This window comes from Hydrogenophaga intermedia, from assembly GCF_023715105.1.
Lineage (GTDB): Bacteria > Pseudomonadota > Gammaproteobacteria > Burkholderiales > Burkholderiaceae_C > Hydrogenophaga > Hydrogenophaga intermedia_A.
Genome location: NZ_JAMBNO010000022.1, coordinates 15,577 through 38,214, shown reverse-complemented (window position 1 = coordinate 38,214; position 22,638 = coordinate 15,577). Strand labels below are relative to the sequence as shown.

Below are 22,638 nucleotides of genomic sequence, written 5' to 3'. Positions count from 1 at the left end.
GTGTCAGGATGCTCAGCGATGACGTGCCATACATGGCGTATGACATCGGTGGTCGGCGCTGGATGAAAGGCGCGCCCGGCTTCGCCGAAGCCATCGCAGAAGCCCATGCCACCCGCCAGCGGCCACTTTGTCTTTGCGTTCCACAAGGCGTCGAGATGTACGTGGCACGCCTTGCAGGGCCTTGCGGGGGCTTCATTGTCAAACGCATGCCCGACACTGGCTATCGCCATGCCTACGACTGTCCCTCCTACGAGCCACCGGCCGATGTTTCAGGTCTGGGTCAATTGCTGGGCACCGCTATCAACGAAGACCCCGCCACCGGCCAAACCAGCTTGCGGCTGGGCTTTTCTCTGACCAAGATGCCAGGCCGCTCACAGACGCCACTGGCAGGGGAAGAGAGTGAAAGCGTCGCCACTGACGGCACTAAGCTCTCTCTCCGCGGCCTGCTCCACTACCTGTGGGACCAGGCCGAACTGACGAAGTGGCATCCGGGCTTCGCGGGCAAACGAACCTGGGGGACGGTGCGCAGGCAGCTGCTGTCGGCGGCGGATGACAAGATCGCACGAGGCGATTCGCTGCGCTCGCGCTTGTACATTCCCGAAACGTTCTTTCTTGACCAGCGCGATGCGATCAATGCCAGGCGATCTGCGCAATGGTTACAAGCCCTATCTGCACCCGGCAGGCCGCAGTGCCTGTTGCTGTTGATTGGTGAGGTCAAAGAAATCGTGCCGGCGCGCTATGGCTTCAAAGCCGTGTTGAAGCATGTTCCTGACCAGGCTTTTGCACTGGATCAACAACTCTACCGAAGGCTGGGAAGGCGCTTCGAGACGGAGCTTGCGCTTTGGAGTTCCTCCGACCACATACACATGATGATCATCGCCACGTTCAGAGTCGCTGAGACAGGATTGCCAGTCGTCTCGGAACTGTCGCTGATGTCCGTCACGCAGCACTGGGTGCCCGTAGAAAACGCATTTGAAGAACAGCTCGTGGACCGATTGGTGAGCCAAGGGCGCACTTTCAGAAAAGGCCTGCGATACAACCTTCCTGCAACGATACCTGTGGCCAACGCGACCCTCATTGATACAGGCGACGACCCCTGCTTTCTCCGATTAACACGCGAAGTGAGGACTGCCATGGATATGTCGGGACACATTGAACCCAGTGACCCATCCGACCCGTTGCAGAGCTGGGTCTGGTATCCAGAATCCGAAGCCATGCCCCCGCTACCGAAGAAGCGCTTGGTCGCCGAAACCCTCGGCAACCGCCAGTAGGTGAATCGCCTTAGCAGCTACTTCATTCCTTCTTCTTTGCTTTCTGCGAAGGTGAAGAAATCGGCAAGGTGGGTTTGCTTTCAAGCGCTCTCACGGCCGATCTCAAGTCTTCCACCTTTTGCCGCAGGTCGGCATTCTCGCCTTCCAGCTTTGAGGATCGCGAGTTGGACACCTTCAACTCATCCAGGACTTTCGCTTGCCAGTCATCGCCCGACTTGTTGTTGAACCAATCTTGAAGGAAAGAGGCCCCGGCTAACGCGGCAGCGATTGCCACGGATCCCACAGCAATCCAAAGCTGAATTTTGGTCGTTCGTTTGGACTCGTCGTCACGTTGGTCGAGTTTCTCCAACATCGTGCTGGCCGCAGCAGCAAGCTCTTGGAGGGTCTCAGCAGACTGCGCTGTCATCTGCCCAGTCAGCCTCACCATCTCGCGGTCTTCAGACCGTTCACGCGCCGATCTAGCGTTGTGTTCGGCCAGGTGGTTGCTCAACTCCAGTGACCTGGCTTCAATTGAAGGAGAAATACCAGTGGAGGGAAAAGCGCTGGCCCTTGTCAGTCGCTCAAACTGCTGCCGGGTATCGCCGAGTGCTTGGCTGGCTTTCCGCATCTGATCGAAGATTCCATGCGTTGAGCCGAGAGCCTGTTCACGCAGCTTCTTGAATAGGTTTGCCTGTTCCTCAATCTCACCGTGCATGAGCCTGCCCAGATATGCCGTCGCAGGTTCATCCGCCTCCCTCACGATGGGCGCACGGTCCTTTCCACCTTCGCGGACGGATCGAACACCATTCGACGAGACAAAGGCCTCAGCGATGGCTTCGACCATTTCGTCGGACAGACTGGAGGCATGGTCCGGCGTGATGCCAACACGCTCGTGCTTCAACCCGTAGTCAGAATACAGACTAGCGATGCACGGCAAAAACTGCCTCGCGCGATCAACGTGATTTGTCTTGGGCAGTGCACCAAAAGCTTGAAGGTCTGAAGTACGCAAAGGGAACAGATACAGCTTCCCAATAGGGGTATCGACCTCGGCAACATGCTTCAAGAGGCTGCTGAGATCAAACCCCTTCTTCTTGGGCTCATCCCCCTCGCGGTCTCCCAACTCGCTATCCGTGGTCATTGCTTCACCAGTTCCATCAACTTGCCGAAGCTGTCCACCACGTCGTACCTGACCTGCTCAGGGGCGAATTTCTGATTGATGTCGTCGAAGAACTTGCGGGCGCACTTGATCTTGGTTCTCTCGATCTCGCGCAGCTCCATGGAAGACATGGTGCCCTTGGTCTCGGCCACGAAGTAGACGTGCTTGACCGCGCCTTCCTTGAAAGAAATGGCCCAGTCGGGGTTGTAGTCACCTACCGGCGTGGGGATCAGAAAGCCTCGGGGCAACTTGGCGTAGACCACGACATCGCCGCTGGTGTCCAACTCCTTCACAAACTGGCGTTCGACGTTGGAGTCGGTCAGAACGTAGTCGTAGATATGGCGCTGCAGCTTGTCGCCAGCCTTGCTGAAGTCCTGCTTGGTCAGGCCGGCCGTGAAGATGTCGAGGTCGAACTTGTCTTCCACCGGGTCATAGGCCAAGTGCTCGATGATGACCGTGGCCTTCTGCTCGTTGATCAGGCGGATGGCTTCAGCGATAAAGCTCTCGGGGTTGGTCTTAAACTGCGCGAAGACCGCGACGTTCATGCACTTCAGGATCTCGGCAATCGTGCGCCGGGTTAGCTGTGTGCCTTCGGCCAGCTTGCCGATCAGGTCGTATTTGACGGCCGAGTGCACCGACAGGCGGTTGACCTCAGTTTCCGTGGCCTTGAGCTTGAACGCTTCACCGGACTTGATGCCGTCGTAGGTGACGGCCTCGGTCTGCTCGCCGCGCTGGATCGTGTACTGCAACGGGGTGACACGAAGGCCCGCGTCTTTGTCGTTCAGCACGGCCACGGCCTTCTGGACCAGCTCGGCCTCTTCGAAGCTGACGCTGTAGGCCGCCTTGCGGTTGATGCGGCTCCAAAGGGCTTTGAACTCTTGCTTGTCGAAGTTGGCGTTGAGCGGGTTCTTCTTGGGGCGGCGGTCGTCGCCGATCTCCGGCAACTGGCTGGCGCTGAACACGCTGTCGATCAGCTGGTAGACCTGCGCCGCATAAGGCTTCAGTTCAGGCGGCAGTTCGGCCAAGGTCTCGGCCTTCTTCGCGTCGTGATACGTGCCAGTGATGCGGTCGGCATCATCGGTGTAGTCGTTCTTGAGCAGGTACTTGTAGATTTGCTTGGCCACCTGCGGGGTGACTTCCACGTCGCCGGTGACCGTCTTCAACACCTTGCCAGTGAAGAAGGCTTCGTCTGCCACCTTCGGACGGGCAGACAGCGAGTCACTGATGTCCTTCTGCAGTGCCGCAACGAAGTCCTTGTAGCTCTCGCTGGCCACCACCGTGAGCACGTTCACATCGTGGACGATGGCCGGATGGTCCATGCGGTCGCCGTGCTGGTTGACGGACAGGCGCAGACCCCGGCCGACTTCCTGACGGCGGGAGATCGTGTTGTCGCTGTGCTTGAGCGCGCAGATGACGAACACGTTGGGGTTGTCCCAACCTTCGCGCAGCGCCGAATGGGAGAAGATGAAGCGCACTGGCTCGGCGAGACTGAGCAGTTGCTCTTTCTTGCGAAGAATAAGGTCGTAGGCCTCCACGTCGTTGGAAAGGCCCGCGTTTTCGCCGCGTTTCTCTATGTCAGGATCAACGTCGCGCTTGGTCTTCTTGTCGATAGAGAAGTAGCCGCTGTGGGTCTTTTCGGCGGTGATGCCCTTGAGGTACTTGACGTAAGCCGTCTCGTCCAGGTCCAGCATCTCATTGAGGTATAGGTTGTATTCCTCCTCGAAGATGCGGGCGTACTCGCCTTTCTCGTCTGGCTGCGAGTAGTCGCGGTACTTGGCCACCTCGTCGATGAAGTACAGCGTCAGGACCTTTACGCCCTGCTGGAACAAGGCCTGCTCCTTGTCGAAGTGGGCCTTGATTGCCTCGCGAATCTGGATGCGGCGCAGTGCGGCCTCAGTCACGTCGCCGGTGGCATCACCCACCGTCAACTGAAGCCCGTTGGTGAAGCTCAGGGTGTCGGTGTTGGCGTTGATGTCCGACACCACGAAGCCGTCGCGGTACTGGTCTAACCCGTTCGAGAAGCCGCCTGAAAAGAGGTTGTCGCCCTTGGACAGCTTCTTGACCACGCGCTTGATGTTGCCGCCTGCCAGCTTCTGCTCGAACTCGACGCGGGCCTCGGGCGGCTTCTTGCTCGAAATTTCGATGGATTGCAGGTACAGGTAGCCCGCAGTGCCCGCCAGGCCCTTCACCGCGATGCCGCGCACGGCGATCTTCTTCACCAGCTTCTGGTTGTAGGCGTCCAGCGCGTCCAGTCGGTGAATCTTGTTGTGCGTTGTCTTGTGCGTGGCCGAGTAGCGCAGCACCATCAAGGCCTTGAACTCCTCCAAGGACTTCAAGGTCTGCGCGCCTTCCATCTTTTGCGGCTCGTCCAGGATCAGGATGGGCCGGTTCGCGCTGATGACATCAATCGGGCGGCGCGACTGGAAGTCGTCCAGCACCTCGTAGATTCGACGGTTGTCTGCCCCACGCGCGGCAAAGGCCTGCACGTTGATGACCATGACGTTGATGCCAGCATCCGACGAAAAGCTCTCCAGGTGGTGCAGCTGCTTGGAGTTGTAGATGAAGAAGCGCGCCTTCTTCTGATAGGTCTCCAGGAAGTGCTCGGCGGTGATCTCGAGCGACTTGGCCACGCCCTCACGGATGGCGATGCTGGGCACGACGATGATGAACTTGCTCCAGCCATAGAGGCGGTTGAGCTCGAAGATGGTCTTGATGTAGCAGTAGGTCTTGCCCGTGCCCGTTTCCATCTCCACATCGAGGTTGACGCGGGCGACCTTGTTCTTCACCAGCGTGTCGGACACGGGCAGGTTTTGGCCGCGCTGCACCTGCTGGATGTTGTCCAGCAAAGCCAGGTCGGTCAGCGCAAGGTCCCCGTTCTTGAAGCCGTCCTCGGTGCCCAGCGTAGTGCCCAAGGTTTGTCCACGTGCTGCGCGACCGGGGTCGATGCGATAGCTGATGGCCTCCGCTGATTCGGGTGGCTGGCCCTTGAAGCAGTCCACCACGGCTTGCACCGCCGCAGACTGGTAGGCCTGGGTCTTGAACTTGAGTTTCATCGCCAGCCCTTCAGATGCACTTCACTTCGGTGGCAGGCGATAGCAGCTTGAAGATTTGCTCCACGTTGATCTTGACCGAGCTGTCTTTGAAGCCCGCGTCGCGGAACACGGCGCGCAGTGGCTGTACCTTGGCCAGCTCTTTCACGAAGTCTTCATCGACACCGCCGTGACCGTCGAAGCACGCGGCCAGTGCATTGCCGTCGACCAGGAAAACGTCCTTGCCCTGGATGGCTTGCTTGGCGATAGGCAGCGCAAGGTCGACGCCCCAATCGAGCATCACTTGGAACAACAGGTCCTCCGGCGTGCGGTCGGGCTTGATGTTGTCTACCAACAGGTCGATTTGGCCAATTTGATACTGATCTGGCGCGTAATAAACATCGGACAAATTTGAAGTGTCGACCTGCACAGCACGGAAACCAACGTCCCGGCGCCAGCCCTCGCTGCTCTTTCCTTCCAAAACCTGCTTGCCTGATCGCCGCAATCTCTCTTTGCTGATATCTGATATCTTGGAAAACCCCTCTTGGTCACAATTCTCTGGCAACTGAACCAAAATGAAGCGGCGATTGTTCCCATCTTCAGCGTTCTGCTGCATAACAGCATGCGCGGTACTTCCACTCCCGGCAAAGAAGTCGAGGATGAGATCATCACCTGCGGAGGCCAGCGCAATCATTCGCTGCAAAAGTCTTATTGGTTTTTTTCCATTTGGGAACTCAATATTCCCTTCTTTGGTGAGGTTGTTGTAGTCGATGTCATCCCAAAGCGACCCAATCTTATCCAGGTAGTAATAGACACCATCAATCTTCTGAACGACATCCGAAAGAAACATAACCATGTTTCTTTGATCACTCGTGGATCCCGTTTTGTATAGGACCTCGATGACCGTTCCCTCGTTCCGTCCTTTTATTGGCGAATACTCACACCCGTACATCGGGAAATCTGTATTTCTTGTCTCCTTGATGACTGTTTGTCTTACACTACTTTGGGCATTGGTTGTGCGGAAAATCTTGTCCGCGTACTGGTTATAAACATCTTCCTCCGTAAGCCTATTTGCTCTCGCGAAAGCTTGGATTGACATTGTTTCAAGGGTCTTGTAGCCGAAGAAACGTACGCCTTTACTGGCATCCTCCTTTATTAAAATTTTGTCTGCCAACTTGGTGATAATGGAGGTGTACTTCCAGCTCTTTCCATCTTGCTCATAGGCACGAATCCGATCCGACAACTTCGTCTTTATATAGACCGGATTCAGCTGAAGGTTCTCTTTGTTCTTTGCAAAAGCCCAGATAAATTCCGTGGTGTCCTTGAGGCTCTTACCCTCCGAGCTTCCGGAAACTCCTCCCACCTTTGTCTTGACTGTAATAATATTTACAAAGTTATCCTCGCCGAATACCTCAGTGCACAGCTTTCCGAGTGAATCTACTTCGTTGTCGTCAATATGAACAAACACGATGCCGTCATCGCGCAGTAAACTTGATGCCAGCTTCAGTCGCGGATACATCATTGAAAGCCAATCTGAATGGAATCGTCCATTGGACTCGGTGTTGGCCACAAGGCGGTTTCCAGATTCATCCTTTTGATTGGATTGCTTTAGAAAGTCATCAGCCGTCACCGAGAAGTCATCGTCATAGATGAAATCATTGCCCGTGTTGTACGGCGGATCGATGTAAATCATCTTCACCTTGCCCAGATACGTTTCTTGCAAGAGCTTCAGCGCATCCAGGTTATCGCCCTCAATGAACAGACTCTTTGTGTTGTCAAAGCCCACGCTTTCTTCCCGTCTGGGCCGAAGCGTCTTTGCAATCGGCGCATTAGCAGTCAGCAATGCCTCACGCTTGCCAGGCCAGTTCAGGTGGTAGCGTTCCTGTGGCCCCTCGACGATCGACTCAGTCAGTTCTTGTCGCAACTGGTCGAAGTCCACTGCGAGCTTCACGCTGCCGTTGCTGTCCCTGGCCTCGGTTATGCAGCCCGGAAACAGATCGCGAATGCGGGCGATGTTGACTTGCGTGAGGTTGGGCGAGTGCATCTTAAGTTTTTCCATGTTGTTATTCCGTGTCTTTGGCCGCTTGCTTCAGCTCGGCAAACTTGGCGGCCATGGTGGGGTTGCCCCGGGTCAGTTTCTTGATCGTCACATCCTGCGCTTTGTCGTTGGCCAGCCGCAGGTTGCGGTCGGCGCCGAGCAAGGCTTCTTTGGTCTTCTGCAGGTGGTCTATTGACTTGTCGATTTCGTCGATTGCCGTTAGAAAACGTCGCGAAGCCAAGTCGTAGTTCTTGCCAAATGCCTCCTTGAAGCTATCCAGCTGGTTTTCAAAGTTGGTGATGTCGATGTTCTGTGACTTCACCAAGGCCAGCTCGGTCTTGTACTTGAGCGAGTTCAAGGCCGCGTTGCGCAGCAGCGTGATGATGGGAAGGAAGAACTGTGGGCGCACTACGTACATCTTTGGAAAGCGGTGCGACACGTCGATGATGCCTGTGTTGTAGAGCTCGCTCTCGGGCTCTAGCAATGAGACCAGTACGGCATATTCGCAGCCCTTTTCGGAGCGGTCTTTGTCCAGCTCCTTGAAGAAATCTTCGTTCCTTTTCTTGGTGGCAGTTGTGTCGTTTTCATTCTTCATTTCGAACATGATCGACACGATCTCGGTGCCCGCGTCGTCTGAATCTTTGAAGATGTAGTCACCCTTGCTGCCGCTGCTAGCGTCGTTGTCCTTTTCAAAGTACGCGCGGGGAAAGGCCATGGCGCGGAGGCGGTTGAACTCTGTTTCGCAGTGCTGCTCCAGGGTTTCGCCCACCATCTTGGTGGAGAGCTTGACCTTGAGGTCTTTCAGGCGTTCGATGGCGTCTTCGCGCTCCTTGATCTGGAGTTCGTACTTTTCTTTGAGCGACTGCTCGGCAAGGCGCTTCTCCAGCTGCGCTTGTTCAAAACGGCTTTTGAACTCATCCCGCTGCTTTTCAACCGTGCTCAAAGCTTGGTTGACGGCCAGTTGCTGGTCCTTGGTGGCGGCATCCAGTTGCGCCCGCAGGGCTTGTATTTCTGCGGCGCTGGCGGCAGCGGCCTGTTGCAGATCAGCCATGCGTTGTGCTTGCGCCAGTGCAGCGGCGGCTTGGTTGTCGCGCTTGACTTGCTCCAACTGGTGGGCCAGCGCGTCGCGCTCTTTCTCAGCACTGCTCAGTGCGTGGGCCACCGCCAGTTGTTGCTCCTGGTTGGCTGAGGTCACCTTGGCTTGCAAGGCCTGAATTTCAGCATCCTTGACAGCCGCGGCTTTCTGCAGCTCGCTGGTCAACCGAGCCTTGGCCAGCTCGACCGCACTTTGCTTGTCCTTCTCGGCCAGCTCCAGCCTTTCGTGCAACTGCTGCTCGAACGCGCTGTCGCGCACTTGCTTGAGGATGTCTGCATAGCCGGCCTCGTCAATCTTGAAGGCTTTGTGGCAGTGGGGGCAGATGATTTCATTCATTTGAGTTGCTCCTCACTATTCGGAGTAGCGGCTTCTGGTTGTGTTGCCGACATTTGTTGCCAGTCATCCGCGATGGCCTTCCAGTTGACGCAACGCTTAATCGCCTCTCCATCGCGGTTCTTGCCTGACCAGACCGCCCAGAAATCTGGGTCGTCGGATTTCGGACGATGTTGCTCGGGCAGAGCGATCATCTGCACCAGTACGGGCAGCTCTGACGCCCAGCCAAGCAGGATGGCATGGCGGGACGGCAAAGACGGCAAGTCGCGGAGCAGCCCACGCAGGTTGTCCGGTACCAGTTTGTGGACAAGCTCCTGGTCTCGGTCGTTGCTGATTCGGTGCAGCAGATAGCTGTTGCACTGGGACAGCACAGTAGGTGACAGTTCGCTTGGACGCTGAGATGACAGCACCAGGCCGAGTCCAAACTTGCGCCCTTCTCGGGCGATCTTCTCGAATACTTGACAACAAATAGCAGCCGAGTTCTGATTTTCTGCGTCGTCGTGGTAACGCTTGATGAAGGTGTGTGCCTCTTCCATCACCAGCACGGTAGGCAAGGTCTTGCCATGATGCAGTTTGCGATAGCGTTGAAGCGCCTCCAACGTCATGCGGGCGATCACAGCCGTAATGATGTGCACCACCTCGGCGGGCACCAACGAGAGGTCGATGATGGTGACCGAGCCGTTGGATGCCTGGTCGTCACCGATGTAGCTGCCCAGCCAGTCATCCAGCGTGAGGTCCTGGGCGGTACCCGAGACGACTTTCATGCGGTTGTCTGACAGCAGAGTGCGAATGCGCATCTGCATGGTTTCTACGTACTCGGAGACGCCGAGCAGCTCAGCTGTGCCTTCGACGCTGCGGAGAAGCTGGTCGCCGGTAAACGGACGTGGCACATCGGCGTCAATGGGCAGGATGTCGGTGTCGCTGCCGCCGAAATTGGCGTGCGCGGACTGGAGCAACGACAAGAGTTCGTTAACTTCGCCACGCGTGAACTCGTAGGTCGGGTATTGACCGGCGCGCGCATTGATCAAGCTAGTGAGCTCGTCTCGGACAGCACTGAGTGACGCTTTTTCGTCGTCTGAGAATGAGTCCTGAGAAGCTAAACCCTCCTGCCACTTCTTCAGCTTTTCAAAGAATCCTTTGGGCTGTGGAAACTTACCCCAAGGACTACCGGCGTTGCGCTCTAGTTGCAAGATACTGACCAAGGTGCGTAGATAGCGCCGCATTTCATGGCTAGGCGTGACCGTGGCACCGAACACGCCGTCACGGACTGATCGCAACGCCTGTACTAAGGTTGGTCGCTGGGTCTTTGCGCTGGCCTGCGTAAACGCACTCCATTCGGCGCTGTTCCAGAACCACAGCGGGATTTGCAGTTGCCCCACGCCTTCGCTGGGCTCGACGGCGAACACCCGCACCTTGCTCATGTCTCTGAAGGTGTTGGCGTATTCGCCATTGGGGTCAAGCACGATGAAGCGGGCATTGGGGTCTGCGCCGCCACGAGCTTTGCGAGCCTCGTCCATCGACCAACGGATCAAGCCTGCAACAGAGCATGACTTGCCACTGCCTGTGTTACCCAGCACGGCCAGATGGCGGCCGAACAGCCGATCCGGGTCAATCTTGACCTCTGCATTGGCGGCCAATGGGCTCGTGCCGATCAGCACATGGCGGTTTTCGCCTGACTCTACGATGGCACGCAGCTGATTTTGTGTGGGCAGCAGTACTGCATCGCCAACTGTCGGATAACTTTCGACACCGCGCCGGAAGCGAAAAACGTCGCTGCCGTTTGCGTCTTCGCGCTCATAGGCGAGCACCCCTAGGGGGTTTAGGCTCATCTTGCGCAGCGGATAGGGCAAGTCCAACAGACCGAAGTCCTGCATGCCTTTGCGCTTGGGGTATTGCGAACGCTCGATGGTGATCCACTCAACCTGGGCGACCAAGTGCCCTTCGTCACTGGGAATCAGCACATAGCCATTAATGCGCGGGAAGGGACGCGGCGTGCCGGTATTGAGCGCCACGCCATCGGGCGCCTCGATGTCGAGCAGCACTTTGATCTCGTCGGGCGACACAAAGTCGATGGTGCCGATGCGCAATGAGTCGGCATAAGCCAGGGGGGACATACTCATACGAGATCACCCCCATCGGAGGCACCTGCTTCCAGTGCTGCACCTTTGGCCGCTTGCGGCTCTGTCCCCATGCGCTGCTTGAGCAGCTCACTCATGCGGAAAGTGGTCTTGTCGATGGCCGGCTTGGGCAGGAAATGCTCGGTCAGCATGGTCAAGTCTGCCAATGCCGGGCCGATCAACAGGCTGATCTGGGAGGGCCGACCCAGCTCTTGGTAGGTCTGCATGATCCGGCCCAATGGGTCGTCATACGAGATCACGACCAGATGCGTCGATGGGATCGTGAGCATGTCACGGATGACTCGGTTAATGTGCTCATCGCCAAAGCTGTAGCCGTAGGTCACCAGTGTGCTGTTCGGGCGGCACACCGCAGCTGCGAGGTCGCGGAATAACTCCACATAGGGGTAGTCAGCAGTTTCCCTGTCCTTTGCTGCGTTGGGGTAGATCATCAGTTCGTGCGCTGACACTCCACACAGGCCCGGTGCCTGCAAATAGGGTTCAACACTGGCAGCACCAAACGGCAATCCGATACGGCGAATGTCTTTGTCTGTCTGCACCCAGTCCACCGAGCCGTGCAGCTTGGTGTAGCGGGCCACGCCTTCCAAATAGCGCGGCTCGCCACGAATGCCAGGCGGGTTGTAGTGCATGTCCAGATCCAGGCGCGAGGAGCGAAAGACCGGCATCAGCTTGCCCAGGAAGCGGTCCAGCAGGTGCAGCCCGGCCAACTCGGCCCCAGCCTCGATCAGCCGGTCGTAGTTGGTGGTGAATATGTTCAGCCGATCGCGCACGCCAGTGCGGCTGGCGAAACTCATCAGGAAGGTGACGAGGGTGTTGAAGGCATGCTCGCGCTGCTCGTGACCTGAAGTGGCAATGCCCGCTTCGCTCGCTAGGATCGATTGGGCGAAAGCCAGCATGCCCGTCTGAAGTTCCTTGCGCAGGGCTTTGGCCTCATCGTTCTTTTGCAGAATCTCAAGACCTCGCAGCAACTCGTTGGCAACTCGAAGTTGATCTTCCAAGTTGCCCTTCTTACGCCCGGCCGCTACAGAAGCCTTTTCAGCAGCCTGATTGATTACGGCTTGATGGTTGCTCAACGTCAAGGCACCCATGCCAGCAGCGCCTTTCTGGGCGGCCAAGTAGTGCACTGCATGGGTCAGACCCGAGCCGGCTAGGAGTGAGAGATGCTCAGATTGAAACAGCGATGTCAGCCACGGCTCAATACGTTGGCGAAGGTCTTTATTGCTGAATTCGTTCTTGCTCAGCCATGAAACTTCAGTATTTTCCTTGAGCTTGTATTTCCCATTGCCTCCAGAAAACCATGCTGGAATTGGGTCATCACGAACCTTGAGGATATTCTTGCATTCGGGCGCCACGTCAGCAGCATGAGCCATATTTGTCGTATCAATTTCTTCCGTCATCTCAATTTCTCCTCCGCTATCGTGCAGTTAATGATTGAAGTTCAGCTTTGAGTTGACTCAGTGTGGAGTTGATTTCCACTTTGCGATTGAATTGCTTCTCTTTGGCAAGGCGGGCCTCGGTTTTTGCGACTTCTCGTTCTTTAGCTGTGACCTTTTCTGCCCGCGCCACCAAGTCGTGCAGGGGCTCGCCGGGCCTGGCGGTGACTGGCGCCAGCCGGCGGAGTAGCTGCTCATAGAGCCCACCAAGGTCTAGGGCCAGCGGCAGCGATGCGCGCACAGCCGCTGCGGGCGTCCAGACTGACTCGAAGTAATCGGAGCACACCCAGCTGGCAGGATCCGTTTCGCTGGGGCGCTTGTAGGCGCCGACGACCTGCGATCTGGCTTCGACTCCTTGGCCGTGAGTCAGTTCAAAGATGATGGGGAACTGGATGGCACCGTCGATGCAACGGAGGACGTCACGGTGCAGTTCTGACGTCTTGAGCTGGATGGCGAAGACTTGAATTTCCGGCACGCCCGGCTTCGCGGCCAGGTTGATCGTTTCCGGGGCCAGCTTGTAGCGCCAGACGATCTTCTCCACCTGCTCAACGAACAAATCCCTCAAGCGGGTGTTGGCGCCGCTGTGCTCGTAAATCTTGTTCTTGGGCAGCGTGCGGTCGAATTCGGCTTGCTTGGGGTACGCGAACAGGCCGCTCATCCCGCCTCCTGGATCACCAGGAAGGTGATGAGTTCGAAGTCGTCCAGGCCGGAGATGGTGTTGGTCAGCGCCGTGGTCTTGCCGCCGGTGAACAGGCTGTCCAAGTCCTTCTCTTCCTTGACCTCGATCATGGTGCGAATGGCCTTGCCCAGCAGGTCTGAGTACACCTGCATCTGTCGGCCCTCGGCGGTCTCTTCGTTGAAGATCAGGGTTGCTTGCGGGATGGGTTTGTCCTGACCTTTGCAGCAAGTGCGGGCCAAGTCCAGCAGGCGCTTCACCTCGGTGTGGTCGTGCACCACTTTGCCAGCCCGGTCGATGTAGACAAGGTAGTACGGGTGCAGCCGGTTGTGCTGGTTGACGTTGACGCCCGTGTTGAGGTTGCGCAGCGTGAAGATGACGCCAGGGTGCAAGCCCATGGCAGGCTTGGCGGGCACCACGGCATGCATGCCGTTGGGCACGTTGCGCAGCTCGCCATGTTCCTTGACGTAGTTGAGCAAGTCCATGCGAAAGTCGTTGAGGCCGAGGTCGGTGATGGACACGCCGGTCTTCAGGTCTTCCAGTTCGATGACTTCCTCTTGCAGGCGACGCAGTTGCTCCTTTCGGTACGACACGTCGTTGGCCTGGGCAGAGAGCACGTTGTCGTCACCGGTGGCGGTCACGTCCGCAATCATCATGCGGCTCTCCACCCGATCCTTGAGGTTGATGTACTCGTCGAGGGTTATGTCCGGCCAGTAGTTGACCAGCTGGATGCTGGTGTTGGGCGAACCGATGCGGTCCACACGGCCAAATCGCTGGATGATTCGGACTGGGTTCCAGTGGATGTCGTAGTTGATGAGGTAGTCGCAGTCCTGAAGGTTCTGGCCTTCAGAGATGCAGTCCGTGCCGATCAGCAAGTCCACCTCGGCGGGCTCACCCGGCAGTACCACGGCCTTTTCTTTTGAGCGTGGGGAGAACAGTGTCAGCAGCTCCTGGAAGTCGTAGCCCTTCTTCAGCGTGGACTTGGGGGCGCCCTTTCCAGTCACCTTGGCGGTGTGCAAGCCGTGGGCTTCTAGCAGCACGGGGGCGAGGTTGGCATAGAGGTAGTCGGCCGTGTCTGCGAAGGCGGTGAAGATCAGCACCTTCTTGTTGCCGGGGTTGATCGGGTTGGCGATCTTCTCCAGCACATGGGCCTTCAGGTGTTGGAGCTTGGCGTCGTCCTCGGGCGTGACGCGGTGCATGATGGCCAAAAGGTCGTCGATCACCTTCAGGTCGGCCTGCAATTCGTGTTTCCACGAGGGCAAGTCCATGTCCGCCAGGTTGATCTTGACCTTGCCGCCAATCTCTTCGTCCCCCTGGAAGGAGATGTCGTCCTCTTCGGCGTCCAGTCCTTCCAGTGCCTCAGTGAGGTCGCCAACCAGGGTGACCTGGCCGTTCTGCTGGAAAGCGTTGATCTTGCCCAGTGTGTTCGTGTGGTTGGCCCGCAGGGACTCCAACGTGAGCCTGAACGACTGGACGGAGCTTTCCAGGCGCTTTAGCAGGTTGGTCACCATGAGCGCCTGCAAGCTGCGCTCGCGATCAATCTGCCGCAACGTGCCTTTGCCCGACCCCACCTGGGTGTCGTACATGTCTTCGTACTTTTTCAGGCGGCTGGGCAGGATGTAGCTGATCGGGGCGTAGACCGCGAGTTTGAGCAGGGAAAGCTGTTCGAAGATGCCGTTGAAGCCCATCACATCGGTCCGGGCGGTCAGCGGAGACTGAAAGGTCAGCGGCTTTCTGCGTTCAGGAAACTGCCCGATATCCTTGGTGTCGTAGAAGGTCTGGATGTGCTTTCGCGAGCGCGCGATGGTCACGCTGTCCAGCAGCTCAAAGAAGTCGAAGTCCAGGGAGTCGAGGATGGCCCGTGCGGTGCGCTCGGCCGGAGGCAGTTTGGCCCAAGCATTGAACGAACCTTGTGCCCCGCGGAAAATCTCTTCAACGGTTTTGCCGGTCTTGAGCTTCTTGCTGAGGTTTTCCGAGTCCCCCTCGTAGGCCAGCGCCAGCTGATTGCGTAGGTCGGCAAAGCGGTTGTTGACCGGGGTGGCTGAGAGCATCAGCACTTTGGTCTTCACCCCTTCCTTGATGACCTTGTTCATCAACTTCTGGTAGCGCGTCTCCTTCTCCTTGAAGGCGTCGTTGTTGCGGAAGTTGTGGGACTCGTCGATGACCACGAGGTCATAGTTGCCCCAGTTGATCCGGTTCAGCGGCGTGCCGAAGGATTCACCGCTGGTGCGGCTGAGGTCGGTGTGGCAAAGGACGTCATAGTTGAACCGATCCTTGGCGAAGATGTTGGTCTTGAGGTTGCGGTTGTAGTTGAGCCAGTTGTCGGCCAGCTTCTTCGGGCACAGCACCAACACCGACTTGTTTCGCAGCTCGTAGTACTTGACCACGGCCAGCGCCGTGAACGTTTTGCCCAAGCCCACGCTGTCGGCCAGGATGCAACCACTGTAGGTTTCCAGCTTGTTGATGATGCCGGTGGCTGCGTCCTGCTGGTAGTTGAAGAGCTTCTTCCAGATCAGCGTGTCCTGGTAGCCGGTGCGGTCGTTGGGGAGTACGTCCTCGTCGATCTCGTCCAGGAACTCGTTGAAGATGTTGTAGAGCATCAAGAAGTAGATGCTCTCGGGCGAATTCTCTTGGTACACCGAGGCGATGTGTTCGCAAATCTGCGCAGTCACGTCCTCCAGCTTCTCTGGGTCGTTCCAAATCTGGTCGAACAGGCTGAGGTAGGTGGCGGCAAAGGCGGGCTCGTCCATCTTGTTGACGAGGTTGGACACGGCGTTGCCTTGCTGGTAGCCCAGATCCACTGCTGTGAAGCCGTGGAGCGGCATGTAGGCGGTGTCTGCGCCATTGGCCTGGACCACGGCGAAGGGCTGCATGGGAGCCTTGGTGCGGTTGCTCTTGAAATGAGCTTTGCGGCGTATCCAGTCGGCGCACTCCTTGGCAATAGCGCGCTGGTTCAGCTTGTTGCGCAGCTGAATCTCGAACTCGCTGCCGTACAGGCTGCGTTCACGGTCGAGCTTGGGGATGTGGAATTCCTTGCGCTCTTTGCGAATCTTGTCGGTGACCTCGCTGGCCGTAAAAGTGGGCGAGGTGAAGATGAAGCTGAGTTCGTCGATCTTCTCCAGCTCGGCCTTCAGGGCTTCGAAAGCGTACATCGAGAAGCACGAGGCGGCGATCTTGAGCCGTGACTTGGGCTTCAGCGTCGCTTTGAGGTCGTCACCCAGCAACCGGGTGATGTTGTCAATCAGTTCCATGTTTCTTCTTCCGCTCCCCAGCGTTGATTTGCGCTTCAGGCTCTGCATCTAAACCATGCTCTTTCGCATAGGCCAGAACCAGAACCTCAACCATGGAAGCGACTGAGCGGTGCTCCCGCTCCGCTGCCAGCCTCAGCATTTGCTTGATGTCAGCTGACGTGCGGATAGACAAGGTCTCATCCTTTAGTCGTTTCATGGTTTTGCACCCAAATTGTCTTGTCCTGCAAATGTACTGCGTCTTGAATGACTGCAAGTTCGGGGCCTTGGGAGACGGATCTGCTGGGCTCAAGGTATATCTGTTCGGGCATAGTCGAAGCCCATTGGGCAACCAGGGCCTGGACATCAACAACCCGGAACAGAAGTACAGCCTGAAGGCCCGGCTAGTTCTCGGGCCTGCACCTGCTGTCCATCATGTACGCGGCGTTCCATCAGATCGATCCCGGTATGAACTTGGGCATGGACTTCGAAGCCGAGCACAAGGCGGCGATGGAGCTGAAAAAAGGTTGAGGGTTCAGCGGGCTCCAGCGCAATTTCACGCCGAGCCGACAGGTCGCCTTTATCGATTCAGTCCGATGTCTCTCGGCAGGGTCTGCGGCTGCAGATTCGGTTGAAGTTCGGATTTCTGTGATGGGAGCTGGACCGTTGGCTCCGAGCGTACGGGGCTCCGCTCCGGCACACCCGGCTGGGTATCGGTCATCTCTTTGACGAACCTGGCGACATGCGCGGCCAATTGCCGGTCAGCTGCATCCCCCGATTGGGCCAACGCCAGACCGATTTGCACCCAGGCATCAACAGCCGCCTTCCTCGCCGGATGGTTCTGCGCTTCGCTTTGTTTGGTTGATGGCGTGCGGCGCAGGCGCCCTTCTTCCCGGGCCTTCAAGCGCCACAACGGATCGGGCTGGCGATGTTGGCCGCGCGTGGTTTGCCGGGTTGCCTCGGCCTCGACGCCATAGCCTCGCAGATTTTCAGCGAAGGTTTCTCGCCAGCGGTGCAGGTCGTTCTTGCGCGGGTTGAGGCGCTTGCCCAGCCTGGATACCGCACGCACACTGATGTGCACGTGCGGGTTGGCCTGGTGGTCGTGCAGCACCATCACGTATTTGTGGCCGGCCAGTTCGGCCCGCGCAAAGTCACGCGCGGCGCGCTGCACGATCAGTGGATCGGTGCCACGAGGCATAGACAGCATGATGTTGAAGGCCTCGCGCCGCTGGCCTGGCTCGGCGTCGTCTGGGATGCGCGCGCCGCCCATGCGCCACTCATCGGCCAAGTGGTGCAGGCTGTCTTTGCCTTGCAGGGTCTCCCCACGCTGGTCTTCGATCTCCAGCCGCCCGTTTTTGCTGATGTAGCGGAAGTGCGCCGTTATGGCCGCCATGCTCCGCCCTCCCCCGGTAACCTTGACCATGACCTGCGGGGCACGCCGAACAACGGTGGCTTCGATGCGCTGGCGGATGGCGTTGGCTCGCTGGTGCGCGCCCGAAGCGCCCAGCTTGGGCTGGGGCCGAACCTGGACGAGGCGGTTGCCCGGATAGAACAGGCGGTCGCCCCAGGTGATGAGGATGCCGTCGAGCGAGGGGTTCTGAGGCGTGTTGGCTCCGTACGAATGACCTTGGACTGACGCTCGCGAAGACGAGCGAAGTTGGCCAGATGGCGATTTCATGGGGGGCTCCTTCGGTTTCCGGGCCGGGTGCAGCCCCTTGGTTCTGCGTTGGCGGGGCGGCGCGGCTGCAGGTCAGCGAGCGCGCTGGAAGCGAGGTCGAGGTGCTGGCGCACATCGCGCGCCAGGGTGTCGAGCTTCAAGCGCAGCGGCCTGGAGGACTCGTCTTCGCCTCGGCGCAGCAGCGTGCTCAGCAGGTGGAGATTGCGGCTGAGGGTGGCGAGCTCTGCGGTGGATTCACTCAAAACAGCGATGTGCTCAACGCGGCTGGCACCGCCTGCCAACACCGGTACGTGGGCCACCAGACCGGCCAGGTAGGCACCGCGCGACAGGCCTGCGGCTCGGGCACCAGCAGCCAATTGAGCGGCCTCCTCGGCTGTCATGCGGATCGACAGCTTGACGCTGGCAGCGCGCCCAACGCCATGGGGCACCTCCACGCTTTGAGGCTCACCTTCGACCACCGAAAGACCCAGATTGCGCGCCACAGCGCTGCGCACCATCTCCGAGACGCTGACCCGTTGCGCCTGCGCACGGGCCACCAGCGCGGCCTTCAAGCCGCGCATTTCAACCGTGACGAAGTCGTGTGTTGGGGTGTTCATGGGCCGACGACTGGAGGGGCGCGGAGCGCTTGTGAAACCGGCGGCAGGCCGCCTATCTCTGCACTCACCATGAACCCAGTATTGGCCCGAACCAAGGCTCTTGAGCTGCTGGATTTGGGTCCAAATCCAGCGCGTGAAAGGGCAGCAGGAGGGTCGAAGATGGGTCACAACGCAAGGCACCCATCACACGACTGAACAGAAAGTGCGCAGCAACTGCACAGGTTGAACAGCCAGCGCACAGGCACTGCACAAACTGAACAGCAACCGATCAACTGCTGCACAAAAAATGAATAGAAATGACGCGATAAAGCTGGTCCCGAGCGAACCGCCCGGCCGAAGCTCTCGCAAAGCGCGGCGCTTTGCGCCCGAGATGCGAGCGCTGCGTGCCCAGGGCTACACCTTCGAGGCCATTCGTCTGGCGCTGGCGTCCTCTGGCGTGCACGTCAGCAACGCGACCGTGCAGCGCGAAGTGGCCAGGGCAACCAAAGCATCTTCAAGCGCACAGAGCGCGGGATCCGGTGTTCGTCCAGATGAATTGCCGCCTGTTCTCACTGAGTCGCAGGTGTATGCATCCCCACCATCTACCAACGCGCCCCAGTCACCTCAGGTCGTTTCCGTGGTGACGGACATGCGCAGCGGCAAAGAGATCGCCGAAGCGTTCGCCAGCAGCCGGATCACCAACCCCCTGGCACGCGCCAGGCTCAACGCAAAGGACTCATCATGAAAATCGCCGTCATCAACTTCTCAGGGAACGTGGGCAAAACCACCATCGCCAGGCACCTGCTGCTGCCGCGTATCGACGGCGCGGAGCTGTTTTCTGTGGAGAGCTTGAACGCGGCCGACGGCGAAGGCCATGCGATGCGTGGCCGGCAGTTTGGCGAGCTGCAGGAACTCCTGCAAACCATGGACAGCGCTGTGGTGGACATCGGGGCCAGCAACGTGGAGGAACTGCTCGACCTGATGCAGAAGTACCAAGGCAGCCACGAGGACTTCGATGCGTTTGTGGTTCCCACGGTACCAGCCCTCAAGCAGCAGCAGGACACCATCGCCACCCTGGTCGAGCTGGCGCGGCTGGGCGTCTCCCGTTCAAGGGTGCGGCTGGTGTTCAACATGGTCAGCAGCGCCGCCGATGTCCCAGCGCAATTCGATCTGTTGAGGGCCTTCCTCAAAGCGCAGCCCATCGCCACAGAAACCGCTGCCTGCTATCTGGGCCCCAACGAGGTGTATGGGCGCATCCGGGGCAGCAACACCGACCTCGCCACCCTGGCCCGTGACGACACCGACTACAAGGCCTTGATCGTCAAGGCCAGCAGCACCGCCGAGAAACTCGCGCTGGCCCAGAAGCTGGCCACACGGCGGCTGGCGGTTGGGGTGTTGCCGCAGCTGGATGCCTGCTTTGCGGCGCTCGGACTGGGCGAGAGCGCGGCCAGCAACGTGGTGCCGTTGGCACGGCAGGTTCAGTGAGCGACCTGGTCACGGCCCGCGAAGAGCTGATGGCCGTGGCCATCGGTCAGCTGGGGGAATTACTGGACCGCATGGATACCCTGGCGCCCAACCTGGACGCAAGCCGCATGGAGTTGCTGATAACCAGTACCGATCTGGCAAAAAAAGTCGAGGCCTATTCAAAGCGCATGGATGAAATCACCGAGAACGCGAAGGTTCAGACGGTGAAGCACATTGCCCGCCGCGCCGACGAAATGGCCCGGGTGACTGTGGACACACAGACCCGGGCCATGGAGGAAGCGGCGCGCACCGTGTTCCGCCATGAAGTGGGCCCAGCCCTGCAGCGGGTGACGTTGCCGCTGCAGGACGTGGCAGACTTGGCCCGCAAGGGTGCCCGTCCCTGGGAAGGGTGGTTGTTGCACGCCGCGACGGCGGTGCTTGCTTCGGCCATCAGCTGGGCGATGGCCGCCTGGCTGTGGCTTCGGTGAGAAGCTGCAGCCGAAATCGCGCGAGCCGGCGACAGCCGGCGAGCGCGTTTCGGAATTTCTGGTGGACCACACCGCCCAGCGTTGGGGCGGTGTGGCGTTAAGCGCGTTCAGGCTTTGAGCTTGCGCATCTCTTCGGCCAGAACCCACAGCGCGCGGTTCAGGCTCACGCTGCGGTCGATGCTGGCCACCGGGCGGGTGTGCAGGCGCCGACCCTTGGCTCCGCGCCCGGGCTGACCACCGCGCAGGGCGTTTTCCTGCACCCGCTGGAACGTGGTCCACAGGCTGTTGCCGAAGTCTTCCGGCCGGCGGGCTTCGATCAGCTGCTCAGCGGTCACCGGGGCCGGTGGTTCACCCTCCCCCCGTTCACCGTAGCGCAGCGCCAGGGCGGCGGTGGCAAAGGCCTGCTGTTCCTCGCGCTGCAGCGGCAGGGCCTTCATGCTGTCGGTGGATGCGTCCACCACCTCGAAGTCCTCCAGCACCCGGAACGCGCCTTCGATCACCTCATCCTGGATGTTGCCCTTGTGCGGGATACGGATGTCGTTGGTGACGTCGCCGACCACCAGACCGTTGCAACAGACGAACCTGAACAGACCCGAAAGCATCTGGTAGCTGCTGGCGCCGTCGTGGCTGTTGATCAGGATGATCTCGTTGGCCTCGGGCCGGGTGTTCACTTGCCCAGCGTGGCGCATGCGGATCATGTGTTTGGTGAACTCGGTCTTGCCTTCGATGCGGCTCTTGCTCTGGGCCACCATGAAGGGCTCGAAGCCCTCCTGCCGCAGACCGCGCAGCACGTCGATGGTAGGGATGTAGGTGTAGCGCTCGGAACGGCTGCCGTGTTTGCCTTCGGCAAAGATGGACGGTGCGGCCCGGCGCATCTGGTCTTCGGTCAGCGGTGTCTCGCTTCGGATGACGAAGGTGTTCTGGCCAAAGCGGGTGGCCAGGGGGCGGGAAGCTTGGACGGTGTTCATGGTGATGCTCCAGAAATCAGACTTGAAATGGGTTGGGATGGGAAAGCCGGGCGGCTGGACACCGCCCGGTGTGCTGCGTCAGGCGTGCGCCGGTTGGCGCTCGTTGCGGGCCTTGCGGCTGGGGGTGGGTGCGCTAGGAGCGGCTGCGGGTGGATCGCCTGCACCTTCACGCGCGCGGCGGGCCTCGCCTTCGGCCTTGCTGTCGAGGTAGTCGATCTCGTCCACGGTGAACGCCAGCCCGTAGACCTCGGCCCCGTCGCTGTCCTGGTAGTGGTTGTTGCGCACCCGGCCGACGATGTTCACGTGCGAGCCTTTGCCCAGGTACTCGGCCGCGTGTTCGGCCTGCTTGGCCCACAGCGTCCACTGGATCGCGGTGGCTTCTTCGGACCGCTCGTCGCCGCTGCCCCGGCGGCTGTTGCTGATGGCGGTTAGCACCGCCTTGGCGACCTTGCCCTCGCGCCCGTTGACGAATTCGAGCTTGACGGCAGATGCCAGGTGCGCGTGACGCTGGATGACTTGAACGTTGGCCATGGTGGAACTCCTTGCATAAGCGAATCAGCCGGACCCCGACCCGGGTTCCTCAAAGCTGATCCTCTCGCTCGGACTCCCTCGCTCCCGCCCACGGGCGGGCGGGGGGTGGGCAAGGCCCCTTCCCTCGGGAAGGGGTGGGGGATGGGGAAACCTTGCAGCACGAAACAGTGAGCCAGTCACCTGGCCCACCGCTGAAAGATCCCCCCACAAGTCCCCCTCACCTGTGGATGGGGGCGCCGTGGGGGGATGACGGTGGGCCCATTGGCGCACGCGCTGCCACAGCCTCTTCGGGCGACCAGCGAAGCGCAGGCGACCGTGTGACTTGAGCAGCGGCGGCTCTGCGGACGGCGTGACACCAAGCGCAGCGACTGGCGCGGCGTTCGAGCCGATGCGATCACTTCAGGGGTTTGCTGTCTCCGGTAGTCCCAGCGGCCCGGCTTCGGGCATGGCGGGTGACCGGGGGGACGATCTGGCGAACGGGACGGGACCACAGCGCAGCGGCGGGAGCGGACCGAACGTCAGTTCGTCCAGCGGGCTCGTTCCCGCGCAGCGGGAAGGAAA

Annotated in this window: 17 protein-coding genes; 4 read left to right on the top strand and 13 right to left on the bottom strand. The window is 59.2% G+C overall.

All coding sequences use genetic code 11. The features are described from left to right. Window positions 1-8: 8 nt before the first annotated feature. Entirely contained in the window at window positions 9-1,271 is a 1,263-nt protein-coding gene (locus M3149_RS18365; RefSeq protein ID WP_251710939.1) for a DUF1173 domain-containing protein, read from the top strand. 22 nt (window positions 1,272-1,293) lie between these two features. Here the strand turns inward: M3149_RS18365 and M3149_RS18360 are convergent, their stop codons facing one another. The 11 genes from M3149_RS18360 to M3149_RS18310 all read right to left on the bottom strand — a co-directional run bounded on the left by M3149_RS18360 (window position 1,294) and on the right by M3149_RS18310 (window position 18,647). Next, window positions 1,294-2,388: a hypothetical protein gene (locus tag M3149_RS18360; protein WP_251710938.1), complete on the bottom strand. Its 1,095-nt coding sequence runs from the start codon at window positions 2,386-2,388 to the stop codon at window positions 1,294-1,296. Then, a complete protein-coding gene (locus M3149_RS18355) occupies window positions 2,385-5,459 on the bottom strand; it encodes a type III restriction-modification system endonuclease (RefSeq protein WP_251710937.1) in 3,075 nt (1,024 codons plus the stop codon). Before M3149_RS18355 ends, M3149_RS18360 begins: the two co-directional genes overlap by 4 nt. Window positions 5,460-5,469: 10 nt before the next feature. Further along, window positions 5,470-7,494 (bottom strand): site-specific DNA-methyltransferase, encoded by a 2,025-nt coding sequence (locus M3149_RS18350; protein WP_251710936.1) that lies wholly within the window; start codon window positions 7,492-7,494, stop codon window positions 5,470-5,472. 4 nt (window positions 7,495-7,498) lie between these two features. Next, on the bottom strand, window positions 7,499-8,905 hold the full coding sequence (locus M3149_RS18345) for a DUF2130 domain-containing protein (protein WP_251710935.1): 1,407 nt from the start codon (window positions 8,903-8,905) through the stop codon (window positions 7,499-7,501). Further along, the gene (locus M3149_RS18340; RefSeq protein WP_251710934.1) at window positions 8,902-11,022 is read right to left on the bottom strand and encodes an ATP-binding protein; all 2,121 of its coding nucleotides are present in this window, start codon (window positions 11,020-11,022) and stop codon (window positions 8,902-8,904) included. The genes M3149_RS18345 and M3149_RS18340 overlap by 4 nt, the downstream gene beginning before the upstream one ends. Next, window positions 11,019-12,434 carry an SIR2 family protein gene (locus tag M3149_RS18335; RefSeq protein WP_251710933.1) on the bottom strand — a complete coding sequence of 472 codons (1,416 nt, stop codon included), beginning with the start codon at window positions 12,432-12,434 and terminating at the stop codon, window positions 11,019-11,021. Before M3149_RS18335 ends, M3149_RS18340 begins: the two co-directional genes overlap by 4 nt. A 16-nt stretch (window positions 12,435-12,450) precedes the next feature. Next, entirely contained in the window at window positions 12,451-13,128 is a 678-nt protein-coding gene (locus M3149_RS18330; protein WP_251710932.1) for a DUF4391 domain-containing protein, read from the bottom strand. Further along, a complete protein-coding gene (locus tag M3149_RS18325) occupies window positions 13,125-16,397 on the bottom strand; it encodes a helicase-related protein (RefSeq protein ID WP_251710931.1) in 3,273 nt (1,090 codons plus the stop codon). Before M3149_RS18325 ends, M3149_RS18330 begins: the two co-directional genes overlap by 4 nt. Continuing rightward, on the bottom strand, window positions 16,384-16,593 hold the full coding sequence (locus tag M3149_RS18320) for a hypothetical protein (RefSeq protein WP_251710930.1): 210 nt from the start codon (window positions 16,591-16,593) through the stop codon (window positions 16,384-16,386). Before M3149_RS18320 ends, M3149_RS18325 begins: the two co-directional genes overlap by 14 nt. Before the next feature lie 360 nt (window positions 16,594-16,953). Then, window positions 16,954-18,051, bottom strand: coding sequence for a relaxase/mobilization nuclease domain-containing protein (locus M3149_RS18315; RefSeq protein WP_251710929.1), 1,098 nt, complete (start codon window positions 18,049-18,051; stop codon window positions 16,954-16,956). Then, entirely contained in the window at window positions 18,048-18,647 is a 600-nt protein-coding gene (locus M3149_RS18310) for a hypothetical protein (protein ID WP_251710928.1), read from the bottom strand. Before M3149_RS18310 ends, M3149_RS18315 begins: the two co-directional genes overlap by 4 nt. A 370-nt stretch (window positions 18,648-19,017) precedes the next feature. Between M3149_RS18310 and M3149_RS18305 the strand changes: the two genes are divergently transcribed. Genes M3149_RS18305 through M3149_RS18295 form a run of 3 tightly spaced genes read left to right on the top strand, consistent with a single transcriptional unit; the run spans window position 19,018 to window position 20,578 of the window. Next, complete coding sequence (locus M3149_RS18305) at window positions 19,018-19,371, top strand: hypothetical protein (RefSeq protein ID WP_251710927.1); 354 nt, start codon at window positions 19,018-19,020, stop codon at window positions 19,369-19,371. Then, window positions 19,368-20,111: a StbB family protein gene (gene stbB, locus M3149_RS18300; RefSeq protein ID WP_251710926.1), complete on the top strand. Its 744-nt coding sequence runs from the start codon at window positions 19,368-19,370 to the stop codon at window positions 20,109-20,111. The genes M3149_RS18305 and stbB overlap by 4 nt, the downstream gene beginning before the upstream one ends. Next, window positions 20,108-20,578: a hypothetical protein gene (locus tag M3149_RS18295; RefSeq protein ID WP_251710925.1), complete on the top strand. Its 471-nt coding sequence runs from the start codon at window positions 20,108-20,110 to the stop codon at window positions 20,576-20,578. The genes stbB and M3149_RS18295 overlap by 4 nt, the downstream gene beginning before the upstream one ends. A gap of 107 nt (window positions 20,579-20,685) precedes the next feature. Here M3149_RS18295 and M3149_RS18290 read toward each other — a convergent pair whose 3' ends face one another. Beyond that, complete coding sequence (locus tag M3149_RS18290) at window positions 20,686-21,546, bottom strand: DUF932 domain-containing protein (protein WP_251710924.1); 861 nt, start codon at window positions 21,544-21,546, stop codon at window positions 20,686-20,688. 78 nt (window positions 21,547-21,624) lie between these two features. Beyond that, complete coding sequence (locus M3149_RS18285) at window positions 21,625-22,077, bottom strand: single-stranded DNA-binding protein (RefSeq protein ID WP_251710923.1); 453 nt, start codon at window positions 22,075-22,077, stop codon at window positions 21,625-21,627. Window positions 22,078-22,638: the final 561 nt, after the last annotated feature.

Bases quoted from the DNA above. Each gene is read 5' to 3' on its own strand.
- M3149_RS18285 (WP_251710923.1), bottom strand. From the start codon at position 22,077: ATGGCCAACGTTCAAGTCATCCAGCGTCACGCGCACCTGGCATCTGCC.
- M3149_RS18320 (WP_251710930.1), bottom strand. From the start codon at position 16,593: ATGAAACGACTAAAGGATGAGACCTTGTCTATCCGCACGTCAGCTGAC.
- stbB (WP_251710926.1), top strand. From the start codon at position 19,368: ATGAAAATCGCCGTCATCAACTTCTCAGGGAACGTGGGCAAAACCACC.
- M3149_RS18290 (WP_251710924.1), bottom strand. From the start codon at position 21,546: ATGAACACCGTCCAAGCTTCCCGCCCCCTGGCCACCCGCTTTGGCCAG.
- M3149_RS18340 (WP_251710934.1), bottom strand. From the start codon at position 11,022: ATGAGTATGTCCCCCCTGGCTTATGCCGACTCATTGCGCATCGGCACC.
- M3149_RS18355 (WP_251710937.1), bottom strand. From the start codon at position 5,459: ATGAAACTCAAGTTCAAGACCCAGGCCTACCAGTCTGCGGCGGTGCAA.
- M3149_RS18325 (WP_251710931.1), bottom strand. From the start codon at position 16,397: ATGGAACTGATTGACAACATCACCCGGTTGCTGGGTGACGACCTCAAA.
- M3149_RS18345 (WP_251710935.1), bottom strand. From the start codon at position 8,905: ATGAATGAAATCATCTGCCCCCACTGCCACAAAGCCTTCAAGATTGAC.
- M3149_RS18310 (WP_251710928.1), bottom strand. From the start codon at position 18,647: ATGAACACCCCAACACACGACTTCGTCACGGTTGAAATGCGCGGCTTG.
- M3149_RS18315 (WP_251710929.1), bottom strand. From the start codon at position 18,051: ATGAAATCGCCATCTGGCCAACTTCGCTCGTCTTCGCGAGCGTCAGTC.
- M3149_RS18335 (WP_251710933.1), bottom strand. From the start codon at position 12,434: ATGACGGAAGAAATTGATACGACAAATATGGCTCATGCTGCTGACGTG.
- M3149_RS18350 (WP_251710936.1), bottom strand. From the start codon at position 7,494: ATGGAAAAACTTAAGATGCACTCGCCCAACCTCACGCAAGTCAACATC.
- M3149_RS18330 (WP_251710932.1), bottom strand. From the start codon at position 13,128: ATGAGCGGCCTGTTCGCGTACCCCAAGCAAGCCGAATTCGACCGCACG.
- M3149_RS18360 (WP_251710938.1), bottom strand. From the start codon at position 2,388: ATGACCACGGATAGCGAGTTGGGAGACCGCGAGGGGGATGAGCCCAAG.
- M3149_RS18305 (WP_251710927.1), top strand. From the start codon at position 19,018: ATGCGAGCGCTGCGTGCCCAGGGCTACACCTTCGAGGCCATTCGTCTG.
- M3149_RS18365 (WP_251710939.1), top strand. From the start codon at position 9: ATGCTCAGCGATGACGTGCCATACATGGCGTATGACATCGGTGGTCGG.